Origin of the sequence: Dichotomicrobium thermohalophilum (genome assembly GCF_003550175.1) — a bacterium.
Classification (GTDB): Bacteria; Pseudomonadota; Alphaproteobacteria; order Rhizobiales; family Rhodomicrobiaceae; genus Dichotomicrobium; species Dichotomicrobium thermohalophilum.
Genome location: NZ_QXDF01000001.1, coordinates 1,465,266 through 1,483,790 on the forward strand (window position 1 = coordinate 1,465,266; position 18,525 = coordinate 1,483,790).

An 18,525-nucleotide genomic window follows, 5' to 3' on the forward strand; every position below is an offset into this window, starting at 1 on the left:
GAACAACAGGACCGTTGCTGTCAGCCGATGCGCATCAAACCTTTGCGCTTCGCTTTTGCTGTTTCGGGGCTCGTTGCCCCGCATGAACCGGACGCGAGATCATGAGCGAGACGAAAACCGCGCGAAAAACTCGATCGGCAGCGCCTACGCGCGCCTACAAGTCGGATTTTCTGAACATCCTCCAGGAGCGCGGCTTCATCAACCAGTGCACGGATGAGGCCGGCCTCGACGCGCTTTTGACCTCGGAGCGCGTCACCGGTTATATCGGGTTCGACCTGACCGCGCAAAGCCTGCATGTGGGCAGCCTCATCGGCATCATGACGCTGCGCTGGATGCAGAAGTGTGGCCATCGGCCCATCGTGCTGCTTGGCGGCGGCACGACCAAGATCGGCGACCCCTCTGGCAAGGACGAAACCCGCCAGATGCTCAGCGCGGAACAGATCGCTGCGAACAAGGAGAGCATTGGGCGCATCTTCGACCGCTTCCTCGATTTCCGCGAGGATGGCGCGCTGTTTGTGGACAACGACGAGTGGCTTAGCGAGCTGGGCTATATCGAGTTCCTGCGCGACTATGGCCGGCACTTCACGATCAACCGGATGTTGACTTTCGATTCCGTGCGCCTGCGCCTGGAGCGCGAGCAGCCGCTGACCTTCATCGAATTCAACTACATGCTGCTGCAAGCCTACGATTTCGTCGAGCTTTACAAGCGCTTCGGCTGCCGGCTTCAGATGGGCGGTTCCGACCAGTGGGGCAATATTGTCAACGGCACGGAACTGGGCCGGCGCACGGGTACGCCGGAGCTATACGGGTTGACGACGCCGCTTCTCACGACCGCCTCGGGCGCGAAGATGGGCAAGACCGCCTCCGGTGCGATCTGGCTCAGCCCTGAGATGCTGTCGCCGTATGATTATTGGCAGTTCTGGCGCAACACCGAAGACGCCGATGTCGGCCGCTTCCTCCGGCTTTACACGGAACTGCCGCTGGACGAGGTCGCCCGCCTGGAGGCGCTGGAAGGCGCGGAACTGAACGAGGCGAAGAAGCGCCTGGCCGATGAGGCGACCGCGCTGGCCCACGGACGGGAGGCCGCGCGCGAGGCCGCCGAGACGGCACGGCAGACCTTCGAGCAGGGCGGCATCGCCGGTGGACTGCCATCCGTGGAGGTCTCACGGGACGATCTGGAAGGCGGGCTGGGCGTTCTGGCCGCTTTCGTGCTGGCCGGGCTGGCAGCGTCGAACGGCGAGGTGCGTCGCGGTATCAAGGGGGGCGCGGTGCGCGTGAATGGCGAGCAGGTCCGCGACGAAAAGACGCAGCTTGGCCCGTCCGATGTCCAGGACGGCGTGATCAAGCTGTCGATGGGCAAGAAGAAACACGCGCTTCTGAAGGTCGTATGAGGCACGCATAAAAAAGACGCGGCGGGAGGCTTCGCCGCGTCGGAAGTTTCACGCTGGACGCGTGGCCAATAATCAGTCGCCTTCGCCAGGCTCCGGCGAGAAATACTGCTCCTTGTCCTTTACATCGGCCATTTCATCGGCAGAGGGCAGGGGGTCTTTCTTCGCCGTGATGTTCGGCCATTTCTCGGAATATTCCCGGTTGATCTCCAGCCACTTTTCCAGGCCGGGCTCGGTGTCCGGCTTGATTGCCTCGACAGGGCATTCCGGCTCGCAGACGCCGCAATCAATGCATTCATCCGGGTGGATGACGAGCATGTTCTCGCCCTCATAGAAACAATCCACCGGGCACACCTCGACACAGTCGGTGTATTTGCACTTGATGCAGGCATCCAGGACCACATACGTCATTCGGCTCCTCCGCGTGCGCGACGTCGGCAGTTTCGGCCCGTATTTCCGATAGCTGCGGGCAAAATGCAAGTCTGGCGACGCCTTTCCCGCAAGCTAAAACCAACCTCAGCACTTGGGTAAATGAATTTGCACGATGGATCAAGCACGCGCGTCAAAAAGCGCGTTCGATTTCGTGCATGCTGACTTATTCGATGACGATGCGCGGGCGCGCGGCCTGTGCCTTGGCATCTTCACCTGTCAACTCGGCCCAGGCCTTGGCAGCGATCTGACGATAGACCTGAGCGTGCGGGCTGTCCGGCTCGCTGGCGACGATGGGCTGCCCGCCGTCGGAGCGCTCGCGGATCGTCATGTTGAGCGGCACCTCGCCAAGGAGCGGAACGCCCAGCTTGTCAGCCTCCTTGCGTGCGCCGCCATAGCCGAAGATCTCGCTGCGCTCACCGCATTTCGGGCACAGGAAGTAGCTCATGTTTTCCACGATGCCGAGCACCGGCACATTCGTCTTGCGGAACATGTTGAGGCCTTTGCGCGCGTCGATGAGCGCCAGGTCCTGGGGCGTCGAGACGATCACCGAGCCGGCGAGCGGCACCTGCTGGGCCATCGTGAGCTGCGCGTCGCCCGTGCCTGGTGGCATGTCCACCACCAGCACGTCGAGCTCACCCCAGGCCACATCGCGCAGCATCTGCGTGAGCGCCTGAATCACCATCGGGCCGCGCCATATCATTGGCTCATCCTCGGCTATCAGGAAGCCCATCGACATGGCTTTGAGGCCGAAGGCGTCCATCGGCTTGAGGATGTTGTTATCATCGACATCCGGGCGCCCGGTCAGGCCGAGCAGCCGCGGAATCGACGGGCCGTAGATGTCCGCGTCGAGGATGCCGACGCGCAGACCGTTCGCCGCGAAGCCGAGCGCCAGGTTGACGGCGGTTGTGGACTTGCCGACGCCGCCCTTGCCCGAGGCCACGGCGACAATGTGCTTGACGTTCTCGATGCCGCGGAGGGTGCCGCCGCCTGCGCGCGCCGGTCCGGCCTGGGCGCCGTTGCCGCTGGCCGGTGCCTGCTGCTGACGGGCCGCCGTCTTTTGCTGGGCGGCGCCTGGCTTCTGCTCGGCGGTCAGCGTCACGGTTGCGTTCTCCACGCCCGGCAGTTCCTTCACCACGATCTCGGCAGCCTGGCGGAGCGGCTCCAGTTCCTTGGCGCGCTCTGGCGGCACCGCGATCGAGAAATACACCTTGCCCTTGTTGACGACGATCTCGGAAACCAGGCCGAGCGCGACGATGTTGCTCTCGCCGTCCGGCCCCTTGATGCGTTCGAGCTCTTTAAGGATGCGGTCTTTGGTTGGTGCGTCTGTCATAGATGGTCCTGAACCCCGTTGAACTCCCAAACGGCGCATGCCAACTCGCTCTGGAAGGAGGGATCACCTGGAAGCTGGCTGACTGACATGCCTCTTACCTAACTATTGTCCGGGGGCATCGCAATCGGTTGTTCAAGGCCGGAGAAGGGGCGCTGCTCTTGACGAGCCCCATTCACGCAAGAAAGTAACGAAAAATTGATCGATCTGGAACTTTTCTAACTTGACACGCCTTAGCGAAGTAATGTAGCTGACAGCCATCCTGAGCCGTTGTCACTGAACGGCAACAAAACTCGTTATTGCGTTCTTCATTCGCATGAAACTTTGGTAGCCTTGCCTATTGCAAGGCCGGGGGGCAGACGATGACAACCACTTCTATACGGTCCGAGATGCAAGAAGACTCCTCATCAACGGCAAATGGACCAGGGGAGGGCTTGGGAAGCCGGTTGTTTTAACGTCCCTCCCTATCATTGTTCGCAGGCAGGTCGGGAGCGAAGAAGGTTAGTTCGTACGGGGTATTCCCAAGAGCGACCTGTTCGCCTTCAAAGACCCACCGCGAGCCTTGCGATTCGTCCACATTATACAGTTTCAGACCGGCCGGCTTGCTGCCTGTGTTGTGGCATTCGACATGGCCAAGTGCTTCGTCGAAAATCCATTCGGCGCTAAAGTCTCCGGGCATGCCGGTTGTGGGCGCCCTGTTTTGCCAATCATATGAAACCGTGCCGGTTTCCAATAACTTCAGCAAGATGCCAGGCCACTGATAGTATAACGTGAAGGACCGCGTTTCTCCTGGTTGAAGAAGTGGAAGAAAGTAGATCACGAACTGCTTTTTGAGCCCCTCGTCCACAATCGTGATATATTGAACGCTTGTGTCGTCATCCAGCGCCGCGACCGAAAAATTCAGATCAGCTACCTCCTCGAGTGGTTTACTGTACTGGTCGCCCGCGGCATAGAATGTCCACAAGAAACCTTCTTTGTCATCTGCCTTAACGGTGATTTCTTTGTGGACCTCCAGGTCGCCATTCGCGTTGACCCGGTATACGCCCTTCACCGATGAATAATTGAGTCGCGGCCGGTTATCCCCATAGATCTGGTTATGGACCGTCCTGAGGATTATCATGTCGTTTTTTAATTTCTGACGGAGCTGCCTTATCTGCTCGTTCTTCTCCTCCAGGATAGCTTCGTCAACGATAGCCAAGTGGTCTCGGCTGTTCTGTCCCATTGGGGTGGTGCGAAACGTATGACGGATAAGAAAGACGACCGTAAAGCCTGCAAAAAGCAGCACGAAGACAATGGTTCGCGCCACATTCTTATTCACCGTGTAGCCGATGGGCTCCGACATAGGGCCATCGCGATAGGGGACAATGTATTCCGATATGAAGCCCTGCAGCCCCTCGGCCATGTCGTCGAAAGAGGTGTAGACGGGGATCAGGACAACACCGAGGAAAATGGCGAACTGGACAAAGTCCTTGTAGAAATTTGACGGCGTCGGTGGCGGTGGCAGCCCGTTTCTGTGGTTCTCCGGGCTGTCGGTCAGCGCATGGGAGTCGGGGGCTTCATCCCTTGGATCAAACTGGTCCATCGCAAATTTATCCCCTCAACAAAGGAGATGAGCAGACTCATCCCAACTGACGACATAAATTTTCGGTCTGGGGTTGAAGAAACAGCACTTGATAGCTGACGACTCAGGCTAAACGACTGCCCTCGCCGTAAAAATTTTGCGGGTAATGACGTCCCGTCGAAGCGTTTGACATCCAACGCAGCTTGAAGACGGCCGGACCAAGCGATCGAAAGCGGTTGCAATACCCTTTTCATTTTAAACAACTCTAGCACAATTCTAAAGTATTCGCCAGCCCGGCCGCGCGCGGCCAAATCCCACGCATTTTCCGCCTCTTGCGGCTCGGCCCGCTCTTGCCGTATCCAAGGAAGCCGCAACAAAGAGGATAGAAAAAATGCCCCACGCCATTCGCGTTCATAACTACGGCGGCCCTGAGGAGATGCGCTGGGAGAGCGTCGAGGTTCCGGCGCCCGGTCCGGGTGAGGTGACACTGCGCCACAAGGCCGTCGGCCTCAACTATATCGACGTTTATCATCGCACCGGCCTGTATCCGCAGCCGAGCTTGCCCTTCACGCTCGGTACCGAGGGCGCCGGCGAGGTCACTGCAGTGGGCGAGGGGGTGAACGGACTCTCGGTGGGTGACCGCGTGGCCTATGCGGGACCGATTGGCTCCTATTCGGAAGAGCGCAGCATTCCCGCCGATCGCGTGGTCAAGCTGCCCGCAGAGATCGATTTTCAGACCGCCGCGGCGATGATGCTGCAGGGCATGACCGTACGCTATCTGCTGCGCAAGACCTATGAGGTCGGACCGGAGACGGTCATGCTGTTTCACGCGGCCGCTGGCGGCGTCGGGTTGATCGCCTGTCAGTGGGCGTCGGCGCTGGGCGCGACGATTATCGGCACCGTTGGCTCAGCCGAGAAGGGCGCACTCGCCCGCGCGCATGGCTGCACACACGTCATCAATTACCGCGAGGAAGACTTTGTCGAGCGCGTGCGCGAAATCACCGGCGGCGCGCTGTGCGATGTGGTCTACGATTCGGTCGGCAAGGACACCTATCCCGCTTCGCTCGACTGCCTGAAGCCCCGCGGTCTGTGGGTGAGCTTCGGCAACGCCTCGGGCAAGGTCCCGCCGGTCGATATCGGCATGCTCGCCGCGAAAGGCTCGCTCTTCCTGACGCGCCCGTCGCTTGCGGCCTACATCGCCACGCGCGCAGAACTGGAGGAAACAGCGACCGATCTGTTCAACATGGTCACCACGGGCAAGGTCAAGATCAACATCAACCAGACCTATCCATTGAGTGAGGCGGCCCAGGCGCATCGCGACCTCGAAGCGCGCAAGACAACCGGATCGACCATCTTTCTCGTCGACTAGCCGTTGGCACCGGGGGCACAGGTGCTGGACCAAACGCGACCGGCCGAGGCCCGAGCAGGCAAGGGCGGCACGGCGCTTTACAGCCTCGGCGGTATTCTCACGGCTGCCGGCCTCTACGCCCTTGTGCATGTCACTGCGCGCCTGATCGCCTCGCTCAACCTGGGCGAGGATGCCCCCGTCACGGAGATCTTCGTTCAGCAGCTTCAGCTCGGTTATCTGTCAGACAGGCCGCCGCTTTATGACTGGCTCATCTGGACCGTGCAGCAGGTCACGGGGCCGGGCGTCGTCGCCTACCAACTGCTGAAATATGCGCTGCTGGTCGTGACGTGTGGCTTCCTGTTTCTGGCCGCGCGCCGCGTGATGGCCGGCGACAATCTCTGGGCGTTCCTGACGGCAGAGTCGCTCGCCCTCATCTACCAGATTAGCTGGCGTTTCCACGAGGGCTTCACCTATCAGGTCGGCGCGATGGCGCTCGTGGCGCTCACGTTCTGGGCATTCCTTCGGGCGGTGGACGCGGCGCGCTGGCGTGACTTCGCGCTGCTCGGTCTGTTTGCCGGGCTGGGGCTGCTGTGTTCGCAGGAATACTGGGTTTTTCTCGCAGTCCTCGTCGTCGCCGCGCTGCTTCAGCCTGCTCTGCGTGCGCGTCTTGTAGGGCCGGGCGGTGCGCTGGCCGGGGCGATCGCGGTTGCGCTATTCGCGCCGCATCTGGTCTGGCTGCTGACTGAGCCGGGGCGTGAGGCGGCGGCGCTGCCCGATTGGCAGCTCCCGGACGCCACGAACTGGGGCGAGGTGGGGCAGGGCATCCGCCGGGCCTTCACCGAGCCGCTCATGTATCTCGCGCCGCTGATGTTCATCTATCCGCTGATGTTCCCGCGCATGACGCGGCAGACGCTGCGCGAAGCGCGCCTTCGGCCTGCTGCGAATGCGCCCGACTTCGAGCAACTCATTCTTCACATGACGCTGTTGAGCGTCGCCGCGCTGGTCTTCGGCGCGCTGGCCGCCGGCATCTGGACCTACCCCACCCATGCGCTCATGCCGCTGTTCCTGCTCACGACCATCTGGCTTGCTGCCAGGGCGCGCCGCGCGGTCCGCACCAGCGGGGAGATTCGCCGCTTCGTCTGGCTCGCGGTTGTCATCACACTGGTCGCGCTCGGCGGGCGGTTGGCGAACATGTATGTGCTGGAGCCGGTCTGCTCGATTTGCCGCTGGGGTGAGCCTTACAGCGACCTCGCGCGCGAAATCGCCCGGCAAACGCCCACCGGGGCCGATATTTTCGTGATTGACGACGAACTCGGCGGGAATCTGCGTCGCTTTTTCCCGGACCGGCGCATCGTCTGGGCCGGGCAACCGCCTTTCAGCGCGGAGCGCGCCAGCCGAGCTCGTGTCCTATTATGGGATCACCGTGAAGGTGATCGCGCGGTGCTTCGGTCGCTTCGCGGTGAAATCGCCGCACTTGGCCCGGAGCCGATCATGCGGGCAAAAACGATCAAGATCCCCTGGACGGGCCATCTCTGGAAGCCGGACGGCTATCGCCATTCCACCTGGCGGTTTACGGTTTTGTCACCCAAGGGGTAAAAAGGCGCGCGGAGCCCCTGCGCCGTTTACTCTATCTTTCCGATAATCTGACAGCTTTGCGCACGTTTTACGGGTAGCGGGCGCATCCGTGTTCGCGGGACGCGCCCGAACGAGTTGGCGTAAGCGGAGTATTGCGCTATGGCAAGACAGGACTGTGAACTCTATGGTGTTGATGGCGGGGGTAGCAACGCGCAGACGAGCGAAGCGTTTCTGCGCCTCGGCATTCAGTACGCGACTGGCAGCGGTGTGGACCCGGACCTGGTCGCCGCGCATAAATGGCTGAACATCGCGGCCATCCGCGGCAACCCTGAGGCGCTGCGCCATCGCCGCGAGATCGCCGCGGAAATGACCAAAGCTGAGATCGACGAGGCCCTGCGGCAGGCCCGCGCCTGGCTCAATCCCCGCTAGGCGGTCCGCACGGCCCGCGCATTGGAGAACGCCTTGGCGATACTGCTTCTGATCTCCGACATGGACCCTGAGGAATGGGACGAGGCGATTACGCGGCTCGCCCAGCAGCGCAGGGTGCGGGTTTGGCCTTATCTGGAGGATCCGGCGGAGATCGAATACGCCATCGTCTGGAAGCCGCCGCGCGGCGCGCTCCAGGGCTTCCCCAATCTGCGGGCGATATTCTCCATGGGCGCGGGCGTCGATCATCTGGTTGGCGATCCAGACCTGCCGGATGTGCCCATCGTTCGGTTCGTCGCCGATGACCTCACCGAGCAGATGAGCGAGTACGTGCTGCATCACGTGCTTCTGCATCACCGCCGACATCTCGAATATGCCGAACAGCAGGCGCGCAAGGTGTGGAATCCTCTGCCACAGCCAACCGCGCGGGAGGTGCGTGTGGGCGTCATGGGCTGTGGCGTGCTCGGCTCGGCCGCGGCGGCGAAGCTGGGGGCGATCGGCTTTCAGACGCGTGGCTGGAGCCGCACCCGCAAGGACATCCCCGGCGTGACGACCTATGCCGGCTCTGACGAATTCCTCACCTTTCTGGGTGGCACCGACATTCTCGTCTGCCTGCTGCCGCTGACGCCGCAGACACGTGGTCTGCTCGGTGGCAAGCTGATCGCGGCGATGGCGCCTGATGGCGCGCTGCCCGGCCGTGTCATCATCAATGCCGGGCGCGGCGGCCTGCAGAACGAGGCGGAAATCCTCGCAGCGCTGGAGGACGGCACGCTCTGGGCGGCCTCGCTGGACGTGTTCGAGACTGAACCGCTGCCCGAAAGCAGCCCGCTCTGGCGTCATCCCCGCGTGGTCGTCACGCCGCACAACGCGGCCGTTTCCCGACCGGAGCCGCTGTTCGACTACGTCCTGGACCAGATCCAAAGGTTCGAGCGCGGGGAGGGGCTGGATAACGTCGTGGATGTCCAGCGCGGCTACTGATCCGAACGGGCGTCGGGCAACTGAAGGACCGTTGTTTCTTCGGCAAGGCGCTTCACGCTGGTCGGCTTCCCCCAGCTCTGGCCGATGCGCTCGATGGCATGGCGTACCGGCTCCATCACTGTTTCCATCTGATGCCCGCTCGCGTGGACGATCCAGTCACTGGACTGGGCAATCGCCACATGGCCCTTCCAGAAGATCAGGTCCCCGCGTTCCAGCCCACCCTTGAGCGTACCGTCGTCCTCGATGACGCCTTCGACCGTCTCACCGACCTCGGCCTCCTGCATATCGGTGTCTCGCGGACATTCCACACCGGCAGCATGGAGCGAAAGCTGGACGAGCGCCGAGCAATCCAGTCCGAGGCTCGTCTTGCCGCCCCAGAGATAGGGGGTGCCGACCAGGCGCTCGGCCGCGCGCACGTAATCCTTCAGCTTGTCGCCCGCACCGACGCAGTGCTCGGCGAAGAGATAGCCGCCGCGCGCCAGGCTGAGGAAGCGACCCTCACGGCCATCGGCGGCCACGCGCGCTCCGAAAGTCAGCATGTCGATCGGCGGCGTCTTGATGTCAGGCGACGGGTAGATGTAAGTCGCGCGCACACGCACGGCGTGGGTGGGCGAGAAGACATTGGATGACAGATGATCCGCCGGGATGTAGCCGACGTATCCGTCGCGCTTGAGTTGCCCCCAGGCCCAGCCATCCTTCGAGTCGTAAACCGTCACGGCCTCGCCATGCAGCGCCTCGGTCATCAGCGGCGCGCGGAATTTCGGAGCGCTGCGCAACGGCGCGCGGGCGGCGATCACCTGCTGCGTCACTCCGTCGACATAGCGCGGCGCCTGCACCTTCTCGCTCAGCGCGGAGGCGGCCATGTCCTCGCGGTAGGCATTGCGGCGTGGGTCGAGGCGTTCGCTGTTCACGGCTGATAAATCTCGCTCAGCATTTGGAAGGCGGCTCGGGCGCCTTGCGGTTCGCCGCCAGCGGGGCGGGCCGGCACGGCGCGCGGCGTCCAAGCATAGATGTCCATATGCAGGAACCGCGGCGTGTTCTTGACGAACCGCTTGAGAAACAGCGCCGCTGTGATCGAACCGGCAAACGGGCCGTTATAGATATGGTTGACGTCGGCCACGCGGCTCTTCAGAAGCTGGTCATAGGGCTGCCAGAACGGCATCCGCCAGAGCGGGTCCGCCACGGCCATCGCCGTTTCGTGCAGATCGCGGGCCAGAGCCTCATCATCGGTGTAGAACGGCGGCAAATCGGCACCGAGGGCAACGCGGGCTGCGCCCGTGAGCGTGGCGAACGTCAGGAGATGGTCCGGTTTTTCCTCGTCCGCAAGAGCCAGCGCATCGGCCAGCACTAGACGGCCTTCAGCGTCGGTATTGGCAATCTCGACCGTCGTGCCGTTGCGCGCGCGCAGGATGTCACCGGGCCGAAAGGCGGAGGCCGAGATGTTGTTGTCCGCCGCCGGGATCAGCAGGCGCAGGCGCACCGGCAGATTTGCCATCATGATCATCGCTGCCAGCGACAGCGCTGAGGCGGCACCGCCCATGTCCTTCTTCATCAGGCCCATGGCGCTGGCCGGCTTGATGTTGAGCCCGCCAGTGTCGAAGCAGATGCCTTTCCCGACGATCGTCACTTTCGGCGCGGACTTGTCGCCCCAGGTCAGGTCAATCAGGCGCGGCGCGCGGTCGCTTGCGCGGCCCACGGCATAAATCATCGGGAAATTCTCGGCCTCGAGCCGCGAGCCTTCGATGACGTGAATGTCCGCGCCAAATTCGTTTGCCAGACCGCGCGCCGTGCTCTCCAGTTCGCCCGGGCCAAGTTCATTGGCTGGGTAATTAATGAGTTCGCGGCCCAGCCATACGGCGGATGCAATGTTGAGCACGCGCTCGCGGTCGACGCCCTCGGGCAGCACAAGGCGGCGGGGCGCGCGCTTGGCCTCCGCCGTGGTGCGGAATGCCGTGAATTCATATGCGCCAAGTGCCCAGGCGACCGCAGCGAGTTCGGGATTGGGCGGCGGCGCGGCAAAGCGATAGGTGCCCGCGGGGACGGTTGTCGGCAGAATCCCCGGCGTTAGTGCGCGAAAAGGCGCGTTCTCCTCGCGGCCCAGCCCGACGACGGCCCCGTCCAGCCTCTCCTCGCCGGGCAGAAGCGCCGTGTTGCCCCCGCGCGCCTTCCAGTCGATGGTGCGCAGCCACGCTTTTGCCCGCTCCGGCAAGCCCGGCAGGTCGATCTTGTCAGCGTTGTCGCTGGTCGGCCAAACCGGGATGGCATCTTCGGCCGCGCCCGGCTCAAGAATCAGCCCGCCCAGCTCATCCCGGAAGTCGCGCAAGGATACGGTCATTCACAATCCAACTGGCTTGAGGTTTTTTGGCGAACAGTGAGGAGCAGCGCCTGAACCGGGCCTGAACACCCTGACCGTGTAAGATAGCGCCGGACTCGCGCGCCGCCAATGCCCGCGGCCGATGTTTCCTCAGCGCGGTGCAACGGCCGCCGAGCCTGTCGCGTTGCGTAAGCAGACGCTTATGCGCGGGGGGCCTAAGCATTGCGCCAATGGCTTTTCAGCGCCCTTAGCCTCCAGATCGCGGTGTGAGCGCATCTTCGGCTGCGCGGGAACAAATAACTTGGAGGTTAGGAAATGAGACGACTTATCGGCGCAACGTCCGTGGTCTTGGTGCTTGGGACGAATCCGTTGCTGGCAGCCGAGCCTGAATTCGGCGCCAGACTCGGGACGAGCGCAGAAGCGATTTCGGATGCGCTTGGCGAAAGCGGCCTATGAAATGACGAAATATGAGCGGAAGCGCGGCCGGATCGAGGTCTATGCGCGTAAAGGTGAGTTCACTGTCGAGGTCAAGATCGACGCGCGTAGCGGCGAGGTCTATGAGGTCGAGCAGAAGTACAGCCGGCGCGACGACGATGGCCGCTATGACGACGATGGCTATCGTCGGGGTTATGATGATGACGACGGTCAAGGCAGGGACCACAGCTAATGGTGGCGACGGAAGCAGGACAGGAGCAGGGCGCGCGGGGCTGGGACCCGCTCGTCCGTCTAACCCATTGGGGCGTGGCTGCAGGCGTTCTCCTCAATGGTATCATCACCGAGGGCGGCTCCCAGATCCATGTCTGGATCGGTTATGCCGCCTTTTCGCTTTTGGTGCTGCGTCTGCTGTGGGGCTTCATCGGGCCGGAGGAGGCGCGGTTCTCTGCGTTTCCGCCGAGTCTGTCCGCGGCTGCTGCGCATCTGAAACGCGTGACGAGAGGCGAGCACCGTGTCTATCGCTCGCACAACCCGCTTGGCGGCTTGATGGCCTACGCGCTTTGGGCGACGCTGACCGTTGTGGCGCTCACCGGTATTGCGATGGCCGGTTCGCCACTGAGCGAAGTGCGCGCCGACGAAGCAGCCACCGAATACGCCGAGGAAGGCGAATATGGTGAGCATAAAGAGAGCCAGGAGGAAGAGGCCGAATGGCTCGAAGAGAGCCACGAATTCGCCGCCAACCTGCTGCTTTTCCTGGCCGCGATCCACGTGGCGGGCGTCGGTTTCGAAAGCGCCACCTCGCGAGTCAATCTCGTGCGCAGCATGATCACGGGCGAGCGCCGCAGGGTACAGAACGAATGAAAAAGCCCTCCTTGAGCACAGCCCGGCCAGCGCGCCGCACGATGGCGCTGGCGGGGCTGCTCGTCATCCAGTCTCTGGCGGCCGTGTTTTTCGTTGGCGATGCGATCGCCGACATCTCGCTCAACGGGTTCAATCTTCACATTATCCTCGAATCGCTGGTGGCCTTTGCGCTGGTGCTGGGCGTGATGTTCGGGGCTTATGAGATGCGCCGGACGATCGAGCGGGCGCGCCGAAGCGAGCGGGCGCTGGCTGCTGCTTCAGGCGCGCTCGGCGAACTGATCGAGACCACGTTCGAGGCCTGGGGGTTGACCGCCGCCGAGAGCGAGGTTGCGCTTCTTACGCTTAAGGGGTTCGACGTTGCCGAAATCGCCAGGCTTCGGGGTGCAGCGGCGGGCACGGTTCGCGCGCAACTTACCCGTGTCTATTCCAAGGCCGGCGTGTCGAGCCGGGCACAATTCATTTCGCTTTTCATCGAGGATCTGCTTGACGGTCCAGTCGGGGCAACTGGCGCTGAGGGCGCCTCTCAGACGGCGGCTGTTTGACGAAAACCACGCGGCAACGTATCACCGAACGACAAACCTGTTTGCGCAAACCGGGAGGCGATCAGTATGTTCCGAGCCCTACGGTTAGACGAAACGGACGGGCGCATCACCGCGTCCATCGCCGAGGTTGATGATAACGCTTTGCCCGAGGGCGACGTCACGGTTGCGGTGGACTATTCCACGCTGAACTACAAGGACGGGATGATCGTCAACGGGCTTGGCAAGCTCGTGCGTACCTATCCGCACATTCCGGGAATAGATCTTGCCGGGACGGTCGAAGAGAGCAGCAACCCCAGATTCAAGCCGGGCGACAAGGTGCTGCTGACCGGCTGGCATGTCGGCGAGCGGCATTGGGGCGGCTATGCCGAGAGGGCCCGCGTGAAAGCCGAGTGGCTGACCCCGATCCCGGAAGGGATGTCGACTTTCGACGCTATGGCCGTCGGCACCGCGGGCTTCACCGCGATGCTCGCGATCCTCGCGCTGGAGGAGCATGGGTTGAGAACCGACAGCGGCGATGTCCTCGTGACGGGGGCGTCCGGCGGCGTCGGTTCCGTGGCGATCGCGATCCTGGCGAATTGCGGCTATCGGCCGGTGGCGCTGACAGGACGCACCAGCGAGGCGGATTACCTTACCGGCCTCGGAGCAGTGGAGATCGTTGCGCGGGAGAGTTTCCTGGAGGGCGATCCGCGTCCGTTGGAGGCGGAGCGCTGGGCCGGTAGCGTGGATGCGGTTGGCGGCGCGGTGCTCAGCCGCGTGCTTTCGCAATTGCGCTATGGGTGTTCGGTGGCAGCCGTAGGCTTGGCCGGCGGGCCAAAGCTGGAAACCACCGTGATGCCGTTTCTCCTGCGCGGTGTGAATCTGCTCGGGATTGATTCGGTGCAGTGCCCCGCTGAGCGGCGCGAAAAGGCATGGGCGCGGATCGCCAGGGACTTGCCAATGGACAAGCTGCGTGCCATGACCCACACCGCGCCCTTGGGCGACGTGCCGCGTCTCGCCAATGCCATTCTGAAAGGTGAGGTTCGCGGGCGCATGGTCATCGACGTGCGAGCCTGACGAGCGGCCGACGGCGCGTGCGCGCCGTCAGTTTGCCGTGCCGTTGAAGTTTATGAGCTGGTCCTTGACCCGGCCGAGGAGGGCCTGAATTTCGTCTCCCGCCTGGCCGATGAGCGTGATGACCGCAACCCCGATGCCTGCGGCGATCAGCCCGTATTCAATCGAGGTCGCGCCCGATTCGTCGCGCCAAAAACGGAGAAGTTCTCGTTTCATCGTCCTGTACTCCCACCAAGGCTGTGACAGGCGCTCCGGTCAATGCGACGGGCGCCTCAAAGGGATCGAGGTGTTGCGATGGCCCCGTAATGGGAAAGACGCTAGGCGCTAACGCTTAAGCGCAGTTTAATTTAGAAGATGTCGATAAAACGCAACGAATCTAACGAAAATTATCAGTTAATGGGGGCCTGTTCAGGTAAAGAGTCTGCTAACAGGCGATTTGAACTGCGCCAGCCAGCGTGGGCTCAAGAATAATGAGCCGCATGCGAGGAGACCTCCAGCTTGCGGGCGATGACAGGGCGGAACTCTTCGATCACTGCGGCATAGACGTCGCGTTTAAAGGGCACGACCAAGGCTGGCACCTCATCCATCGGCACCCACCGCCAGGCGTCGAACTCCTGTTTGTGCGGAGGCGGGGGGATGAGATTTATGTCGCTTTCCTCGCCGAGGAAGTGCATCGCGAACCATTTCTGCTTCTGACCGCGATACCGTCCGCTGAGCGCCACGCCGAGCGCCTCATACGGCAGATCATAGGTATACCATTCGCGGGTCTGTGCGAGCACCTCAGCGTTGTTCGAGCCGATCTCTTCCAGCAACTCCCGGTGGGCCGCTTTTTCAGGATCTTCGCCGGGGTCAATGCCACCTTGCGGGCATTGCCAAGGCGAAATCAGCTTGCCTTCGTCCCATTTTGGCACGCGTCGGCCCATCCACACCTCGCCCGCATCGTTGAAAAGCATCACAGCGACGCAGGGCCGGTATGGCATGGCTTCAGGATCCGGCATATGTCTATCCGCCCGTCGATTGCGAGACGCGGGGTGTTGGCGCCGTCGTCAGCTCGGTGATGGGGACCAGGGCAAGACCTTTCTCATTCAGCGAGCCTATCCAGTTTTGCAGCGCGGCCAAGGTCGCGGCGTGCGCATGGCCGATCGCGATTGCAGAGCCATCCTGGCGCGCTTGCGCTTCGACTTCGGCCAGCTTCTTCTGGATGGCTTCCGGCTCGCGCTTGGTGTCGATCACGACATCGGCGACGGAATAGGCCAGCGACACCTGCCGCGCAAGCTGCCGGGTGGTGGCATTGGCGGCCTTGCTGTCATCGACATACAGCAGGTTCCGCGCTTTCAACTCCATAAGCATCGGTGCAAAGGACCCTGGCGATGAGGCGAACTTGCCGCCCATATAGTTGGTGACGCCGGTGATCCCGTCGAAGCGATCCAGCAACCAGTCCAAGTGTTCGAGATTCTCGTCAATGGACAGCGAGGTCAACAGCGTGTGGGGACCAGGGTTATTCTCGGGGTATCCCTTCGGCTCCAGCGGGATCTGGATGAGGATATCGTGCCGATCCGCCTGCGCGCGCTGCGTCCAGCTCTTCAGATCCTCGCCGTAAGGAACGAAGGCCATGGCGACCTGCTGAGGCATCTGGCCAATCGTCTGTTCGGTCAGGTCGGATTTCACGCCGAGCCCGCGAATAATGAGCGCAATACGTCCCTTCACTGAGAATGTGCCGCGCTGGCCGGGCAGGGCGGGAGCGTCCGCTGCGGCCAGCGGTTGAGGCTCGCTTGCGGGTTGTTCTGCCTGTGCAGCCGTATCCTGCGGTTCAGCGGGCGGCTGCTCCTGTGTTACTTCGGGCGCGGTCGTCTCCGCGGCCTGCGTGTCGGGTGCCGTGTCCCCGGTCTGCGGCTCCAGCGCTGCAATCTCGGTCTCGGAAGCTGCGCCGCTTTGGGGGCTTGTCTCAGCGTTCGTCAGCGTCGCCGCATTGTTGGGAGGCTGTGCCGTCCGCGCGCTCTCGCCGGCTTGCGGCAGGCGGCCCGCCGTCTTTATGCTGTCCGATGTGGGTTGCGCCGGTTCGGAGGTCTCGGCCGTCGCCGTGTCGTTTTCAGCGCTCCGCGCGTCTGCCGCTTGACGCGCCGGCTCTTGCTCGGCCGTGTTTTCCGTGCTGGCGTCACCATCCTTGTTGAGTTCGGCCGCCAGCATCTGCGTGATGGAGACCGTGCCCGGTGGCGGGCTGGCGTTGTCAGGCGCTTCGAAGCCGGTTTCGGCCGACGCCTCTGCCGTCTCGCTGCCGCCGGTTTCGTCGGGGGGCGCGGTTTCGTCGGGGGCCGCGGTTTCGGCCGCCGGGGATGGCGCAGCCGCAGTTTCGGTCGAAGGCTGCGTGGCGGCATTGTCCGGCGCGGATGGCTCCGTCTCATCGCCCTTGCCGGTCTGCTTCAGGCGCGCGGCGATCACCTCGTCCAGGGACGGCTGCTCGTCGTTCTCGCCGGACGCGGGTTCGCTGCTCAGGGACCCGGTCGGCACATTGCCGTCATCCGTGTCGGAGGCTTGGCGTGTCGCCGGTATCGAGCCGGTTTCGATCACCAGTTTCAGAGAGTCGGATGACTGATCAGGCGCCGGTGAAAGCGCGAGATAGGAAACGCCGGCTGTGGCCGCGACGATGACGCCAAAAGCCGTGAAAAGCAGAGCCCTCATGATGCCCCCCGGTTGCACCGCTTGCGCGCCGGAGCGCGTTCCGGCGCTCTTTGTTGGGCGGTCCGGACGTCCGGCGCCGCCGCGCTAGGGATTCGTGGCCGTATGGCCCGAGAAGGAGCGGACCGTGTCCCGATAGACCGCTGCAAGCATTCCGTGTCCCGCTCCATCTCTGCATCTTCCGCTATACGGGAGTCGCCTTGGCAAGAACAAGGCGAACGACCCATAAAGCTGTGGACCAGCGCGATGCGGCAACGCCCGCGCTTCAGCGCTTCAGTTGGCGGCCTCCTTCTCCGGCACGGTGGTGTTCTGCGCCTTCTCGTGCTCTTCCGGCACCTCGCCGTGCAACAGGTTGATGGCGAACTGAAGCTGCGTGTCCTTCTCCTTCTCCTTCGGAACGTAGGCCACGCTACCCGATGTTTCCTCGCCATCCTCGGCGCTCAGGTGCCCGCGCAGGGCCGCCTCGCCGCGCGGCCGGGTCAGCCGCTCCTTCATTTCCTCGGGCAAATTCTGCTTAACGTTGTAATCCGGCGAGATGCCCTTCGCCTGGATCGACCGGCCCGAAGGCGTGTAATAGCGCGCCGTCGTCAGGCGGATCGCGCCGTCCGTGCCGAGCGGAATGATCGTCTGCACCGACCCCTTGCCGAAGGAGCGCGAGCCGACAACCTCCGCGCGTTGCTGATCCTGCAGCGCACCGGCCACGATCTCCGAGGCCGAGGCCGAGCCGCCGTTGATCAGCACCACGATCGGCTTGCCGTCGGTCAGGTCGCCCGACTTGGCTGCGGCGCGCTGTGATTCGCTGCTCTTGCGCCCGCGGGTGAGCACGATCGCGCCCTGATCCAGGAAGGCGTCGGACACGGCGATCGCCTGATCGAGCAGGCCGCCCGGATTGTTGCGAAGATCAAGGATGTAGCCCGCCAGTTCGTCGCCCAGCTCCTCCTGGATACTGGCGATTGCGTCACGCAGCTCGTCATAGGTCTGCTCGTTGAAGGTCTTCACGCGCAGATAGCCGATGTCGTCCTCGATCTCGTAGCGCACCGGCGTGATGCGGATAATGTCACGCTTGATTCGCACGTCGAACGGCTCATCCATGCCCTCGCGCACCACGGTGAGCACGATCTCGCTGTCGACCGGCCCGCGCATCTTCTCGACCGCCTCGCTGAGGGTCAGCCCGCGAATCGATTCGCCGTCCAGATGCGTGATGTAGTCGCCCGCGAGGAGGCCCGCCTTTTCCGCCGGGGTGTTGTCGATCGGCGAGACGACTTTCACGACTTCGTTCTCCATCGTCACCTCGATGCCGAGGCCGCCGAACTCGCCGCGTGTCTGCACCTGCATCTCGCGGAAGTTCTTCGGACTCAGATACGCCGAATGCGGATCGAGCCCGGAGAGCATCCCGTTGATGGCCGACTCGATCAGTTCGCGGTCATCCGGTTCCTCGACATAGTCGGCGCGCACGCGCTCCAGAACCTCGCCAAACAGGTCGAGCTGGCGATAGATTTCGGAGTTCGCGGCGACGGCCTCGTGGGTGCGGGACAGGTTCAGGACCGTGTTACCGGCGACGATGCCTGCCACGATCAGGAACACCCACACGACGATCTGGGACTTGCGCATA

The 18,525-nt window shown here is 62.9% G+C and carries 18 protein-coding genes; 9 read left to right on the forward strand and 9 right to left on the reverse strand.

The genetic code is table 11. From position 1 onward, the window contains the following. Positions 1 to 101: 101 nt before the first annotated feature. Entirely contained in the window at positions 102 to 1,391 is a 1,290-nt protein-coding gene (gene tyrS / locus BXY53_RS06725; protein ID WP_119061079.1) for a tyrosine--tRNA ligase, read from the forward strand. 72 nt (positions 1,392 to 1,463) lie between these two features. Here tyrS and fdxA read toward each other — a convergent pair whose 3' ends face one another. The 3 genes from fdxA to BXY53_RS06740 form a co-directional block, all read right to left on the reverse strand. After that, positions 1,464 to 1,799 carry a ferredoxin FdxA gene (gene fdxA / locus BXY53_RS06730; protein ID WP_119061080.1) on the reverse strand — a complete coding sequence of 112 codons (336 nt, stop codon included), beginning with the start codon at positions 1,797 to 1,799 and terminating at the stop codon, positions 1,464 to 1,466. A 184-nt stretch (positions 1,800 to 1,983) separates the two neighbouring features. After that, positions 1,984 to 3,150: an iron-sulfur cluster carrier protein ApbC gene (gene apbC, locus BXY53_RS06735; protein ID WP_119061081.1), complete on the reverse strand. Its 1,167-nt coding sequence runs from the start codon at positions 3,148 to 3,150 to the stop codon at positions 1,984 to 1,986. Positions 3,151 to 3,598: 448 nt separating this feature from the next. Beyond that, the gene (locus tag BXY53_RS06740) at positions 3,599 to 4,729 is read right to left on the reverse strand and encodes a hypothetical protein (protein ID WP_119061082.1); all 1,131 of its coding nucleotides are present in this window, start codon (positions 4,727 to 4,729) and stop codon (positions 3,599 to 3,601) included. 370 nt (positions 4,730 to 5,099) lie between these two features. Between BXY53_RS06740 and BXY53_RS06745 the strand changes: the two genes are divergently transcribed. The 4 genes from BXY53_RS06745 to BXY53_RS06760 all read left to right on the forward strand — a co-directional run bounded on the left by BXY53_RS06745 (position 5,100) and on the right by BXY53_RS06760 (position 9,035). Then, a complete protein-coding gene (locus tag BXY53_RS06745; protein ID WP_119061083.1) occupies positions 5,100 to 6,077 on the forward strand; it encodes a quinone oxidoreductase family protein in 978 nt (325 codons plus the stop codon). A gap of 21 nt (positions 6,078 to 6,098) precedes the next feature. Further along, positions 6,099 to 7,652, forward strand: a complete 1,554-nt coding sequence (locus tag BXY53_RS06750) for a glycosyltransferase family 39 protein (protein ID WP_170144360.1) — start codon at positions 6,099 to 6,101, stop codon at positions 7,650 to 7,652. Positions 7,653 to 7,790: 138 nt separating this feature from the next. Then, entirely contained in the window at positions 7,791 to 8,060 is a 270-nt protein-coding gene (locus BXY53_RS06755; RefSeq protein WP_119061085.1) for an SEL1-like repeat protein, read from the forward strand. 60 nt (positions 8,061 to 8,120) lie between these two features. After that, positions 8,121 to 9,035: a 2-hydroxyacid dehydrogenase gene (locus BXY53_RS06760; RefSeq protein ID WP_170144401.1), complete on the forward strand. Its 915-nt coding sequence runs from the start codon at positions 8,121 to 8,123 to the stop codon at positions 9,033 to 9,035. Here BXY53_RS06760 and BXY53_RS06765 read toward each other — a convergent pair. Next, complete coding sequence (locus tag BXY53_RS06765; protein WP_245410380.1) at positions 9,029 to 9,946, reverse strand: C40 family peptidase; 918 nt, start codon at positions 9,944 to 9,946, stop codon at positions 9,029 to 9,031. The two genes, BXY53_RS06760 and BXY53_RS06765, sit on opposite strands and share 7 nt — an antisense overlap. Beyond that, positions 9,943 to 11,370: a leucyl aminopeptidase family protein gene (locus BXY53_RS06770; protein ID WP_119061087.1), complete on the reverse strand. Its 1,428-nt coding sequence runs from the start codon at positions 11,368 to 11,370 to the stop codon at positions 9,943 to 9,945. Before BXY53_RS06770 ends, BXY53_RS06765 begins: the two co-directional genes overlap by 4 nt. 409 nt (positions 11,371 to 11,779) lie before the next feature. On the opposite strand from BXY53_RS06770, the gene BXY53_RS06775 reads away from it, so the two are divergent. The 4 genes from BXY53_RS06775 to BXY53_RS06790 are packed head-to-tail and all read left to right on the forward strand — an operon-like array spanning position 11,780 to position 14,240. Beyond that, positions 11,780 to 12,016 carry a hypothetical protein gene (locus BXY53_RS06775; RefSeq protein WP_119061088.1) on the forward strand — a complete coding sequence of 79 codons (237 nt, stop codon included), beginning with the start codon at positions 11,780 to 11,782 and terminating at the stop codon, positions 12,014 to 12,016. Continuing rightward, positions 12,016 to 12,645 (forward strand): cytochrome b/b6 domain-containing protein, encoded by a 630-nt coding sequence (locus BXY53_RS06780; protein ID WP_119061089.1) that lies wholly within the window; start codon positions 12,016 to 12,018, stop codon positions 12,643 to 12,645. The genes BXY53_RS06775 and BXY53_RS06780 overlap by 1 nt, the downstream gene beginning before the upstream one ends. Continuing rightward, the gene (locus tag BXY53_RS06785; protein ID WP_119061090.1) at positions 12,642 to 13,187 is read left to right on the forward strand and encodes a helix-turn-helix transcriptional regulator; all 546 of its coding nucleotides are present in this window, start codon (positions 12,642 to 12,644) and stop codon (positions 13,185 to 13,187) included. The genes BXY53_RS06780 and BXY53_RS06785 overlap by 4 nt, the downstream gene beginning before the upstream one ends. Before the next feature lie 60 nt (positions 13,188 to 13,247). Then, complete coding sequence (locus BXY53_RS06790) at positions 13,248 to 14,240, forward strand: MDR family oxidoreductase (protein ID WP_210209204.1); 993 nt, start codon at positions 13,248 to 13,250, stop codon at positions 14,238 to 14,240. A 27-nt stretch (positions 14,241 to 14,267) separates the two neighbouring features. Here the strand turns inward: BXY53_RS06790 and BXY53_RS06795 are convergent, their stop codons facing one another. The 4 genes from BXY53_RS06795 to BXY53_RS06810 form a co-directional block, all read right to left on the reverse strand. Beyond that, positions 14,268 to 14,453, reverse strand: coding sequence for a Flp family type IVb pilin (locus BXY53_RS06795; RefSeq protein WP_119061092.1), 186 nt, complete (start codon positions 14,451 to 14,453; stop codon positions 14,268 to 14,270). Positions 14,454 to 14,698: 245 nt separating this feature from the next. After that, a complete protein-coding gene (locus tag BXY53_RS06800) occupies positions 14,699 to 15,235 on the reverse strand; it encodes an RNA pyrophosphohydrolase (RefSeq protein WP_119061093.1) in 537 nt (178 codons plus the stop codon). A gap of 4 nt (positions 15,236 to 15,239) precedes the next feature. Beyond that, entirely contained in the window at positions 15,240 to 16,916 is a 1,677-nt protein-coding gene (locus BXY53_RS06805; protein WP_119061094.1) for a divergent polysaccharide deacetylase family protein, read from the reverse strand. A gap of 270 nt (positions 16,917 to 17,186) precedes the next feature. Beyond that, positions 17,187 to 18,524, reverse strand: coding sequence for a S41 family peptidase (locus BXY53_RS06810; RefSeq protein ID WP_119061095.1), 1,338 nt, complete (start codon positions 18,522 to 18,524; stop codon positions 17,187 to 17,189). Between the last annotated feature and the right edge of the window lies 1 nt (position 18,525).

Coding starts and splice junctions, on each gene's coding strand:
- BXY53_RS06805 (WP_119061094.1), bottom strand. CDS start 16,916: ATGAGGGCTCTGCTTTTCACGGCTTTTGGCGTCATCGTCGCGGCCACA.
- tyrS (WP_119061079.1), top strand. CDS start 102: ATGAGCGAGACGAAAACCGCGCGAAAAACTCGATCGGCAGCGCCTACG.
- BXY53_RS06745 (WP_119061083.1), top strand. CDS start 5,100: ATGCCCCACGCCATTCGCGTTCATAACTACGGCGGCCCTGAGGAGATG.
- BXY53_RS06770 (WP_119061087.1), bottom strand. CDS start 11,370: ATGACCGTATCCTTGCGCGACTTCCGGGATGAGCTGGGCGGGCTGATT.
- BXY53_RS06785 (WP_119061090.1), top strand. CDS start 12,642: ATGAAAAAGCCCTCCTTGAGCACAGCCCGGCCAGCGCGCCGCACGATG.
- BXY53_RS06780 (WP_119061089.1), top strand. CDS start 12,016: ATGGTGGCGACGGAAGCAGGACAGGAGCAGGGCGCGCGGGGCTGGGAC.
- BXY53_RS06760 (WP_170144401.1), top strand. CDS start 8,121: ATGGACCCTGAGGAATGGGACGAGGCGATTACGCGGCTCGCCCAGCAG.
- apbC (WP_119061081.1), bottom strand. CDS start 3,150: ATGACAGACGCACCAACCAAAGACCGCATCCTTAAAGAGCTCGAACGC.
- BXY53_RS06740 (WP_119061082.1), bottom strand. CDS start 4,729: ATGGACCAGTTTGATCCAAGGGATGAAGCCCCCGACTCCCATGCGCTG.
- BXY53_RS06755 (WP_119061085.1), top strand. CDS start 7,791: ATGGCAAGACAGGACTGTGAACTCTATGGTGTTGATGGCGGGGGTAGC.
- BXY53_RS06800 (WP_119061093.1), bottom strand. CDS start 15,235: ATGCCGGATCCTGAAGCCATGCCATACCGGCCCTGCGTCGCTGTGATG.
- BXY53_RS06775 (WP_119061088.1), top strand. CDS start 11,780: ATGCGCTTGGCGAAAGCGGCCTATGAAATGACGAAATATGAGCGGAAG.
- fdxA (WP_119061080.1), bottom strand. CDS start 1,799: ATGACGTATGTGGTCCTGGATGCCTGCATCAAGTGCAAATACACCGAC.
- BXY53_RS06810 (WP_119061095.1), bottom strand. CDS start 18,524: ATGCGCAAGTCCCAGATCGTCGTGTGGGTGTTCCTGATCGTGGCAGGC.
- BXY53_RS06795 (WP_119061092.1), bottom strand. CDS start 14,453: ATGAAACGAGAACTTCTCCGTTTTTGGCGCGACGAATCGGGCGCGACC.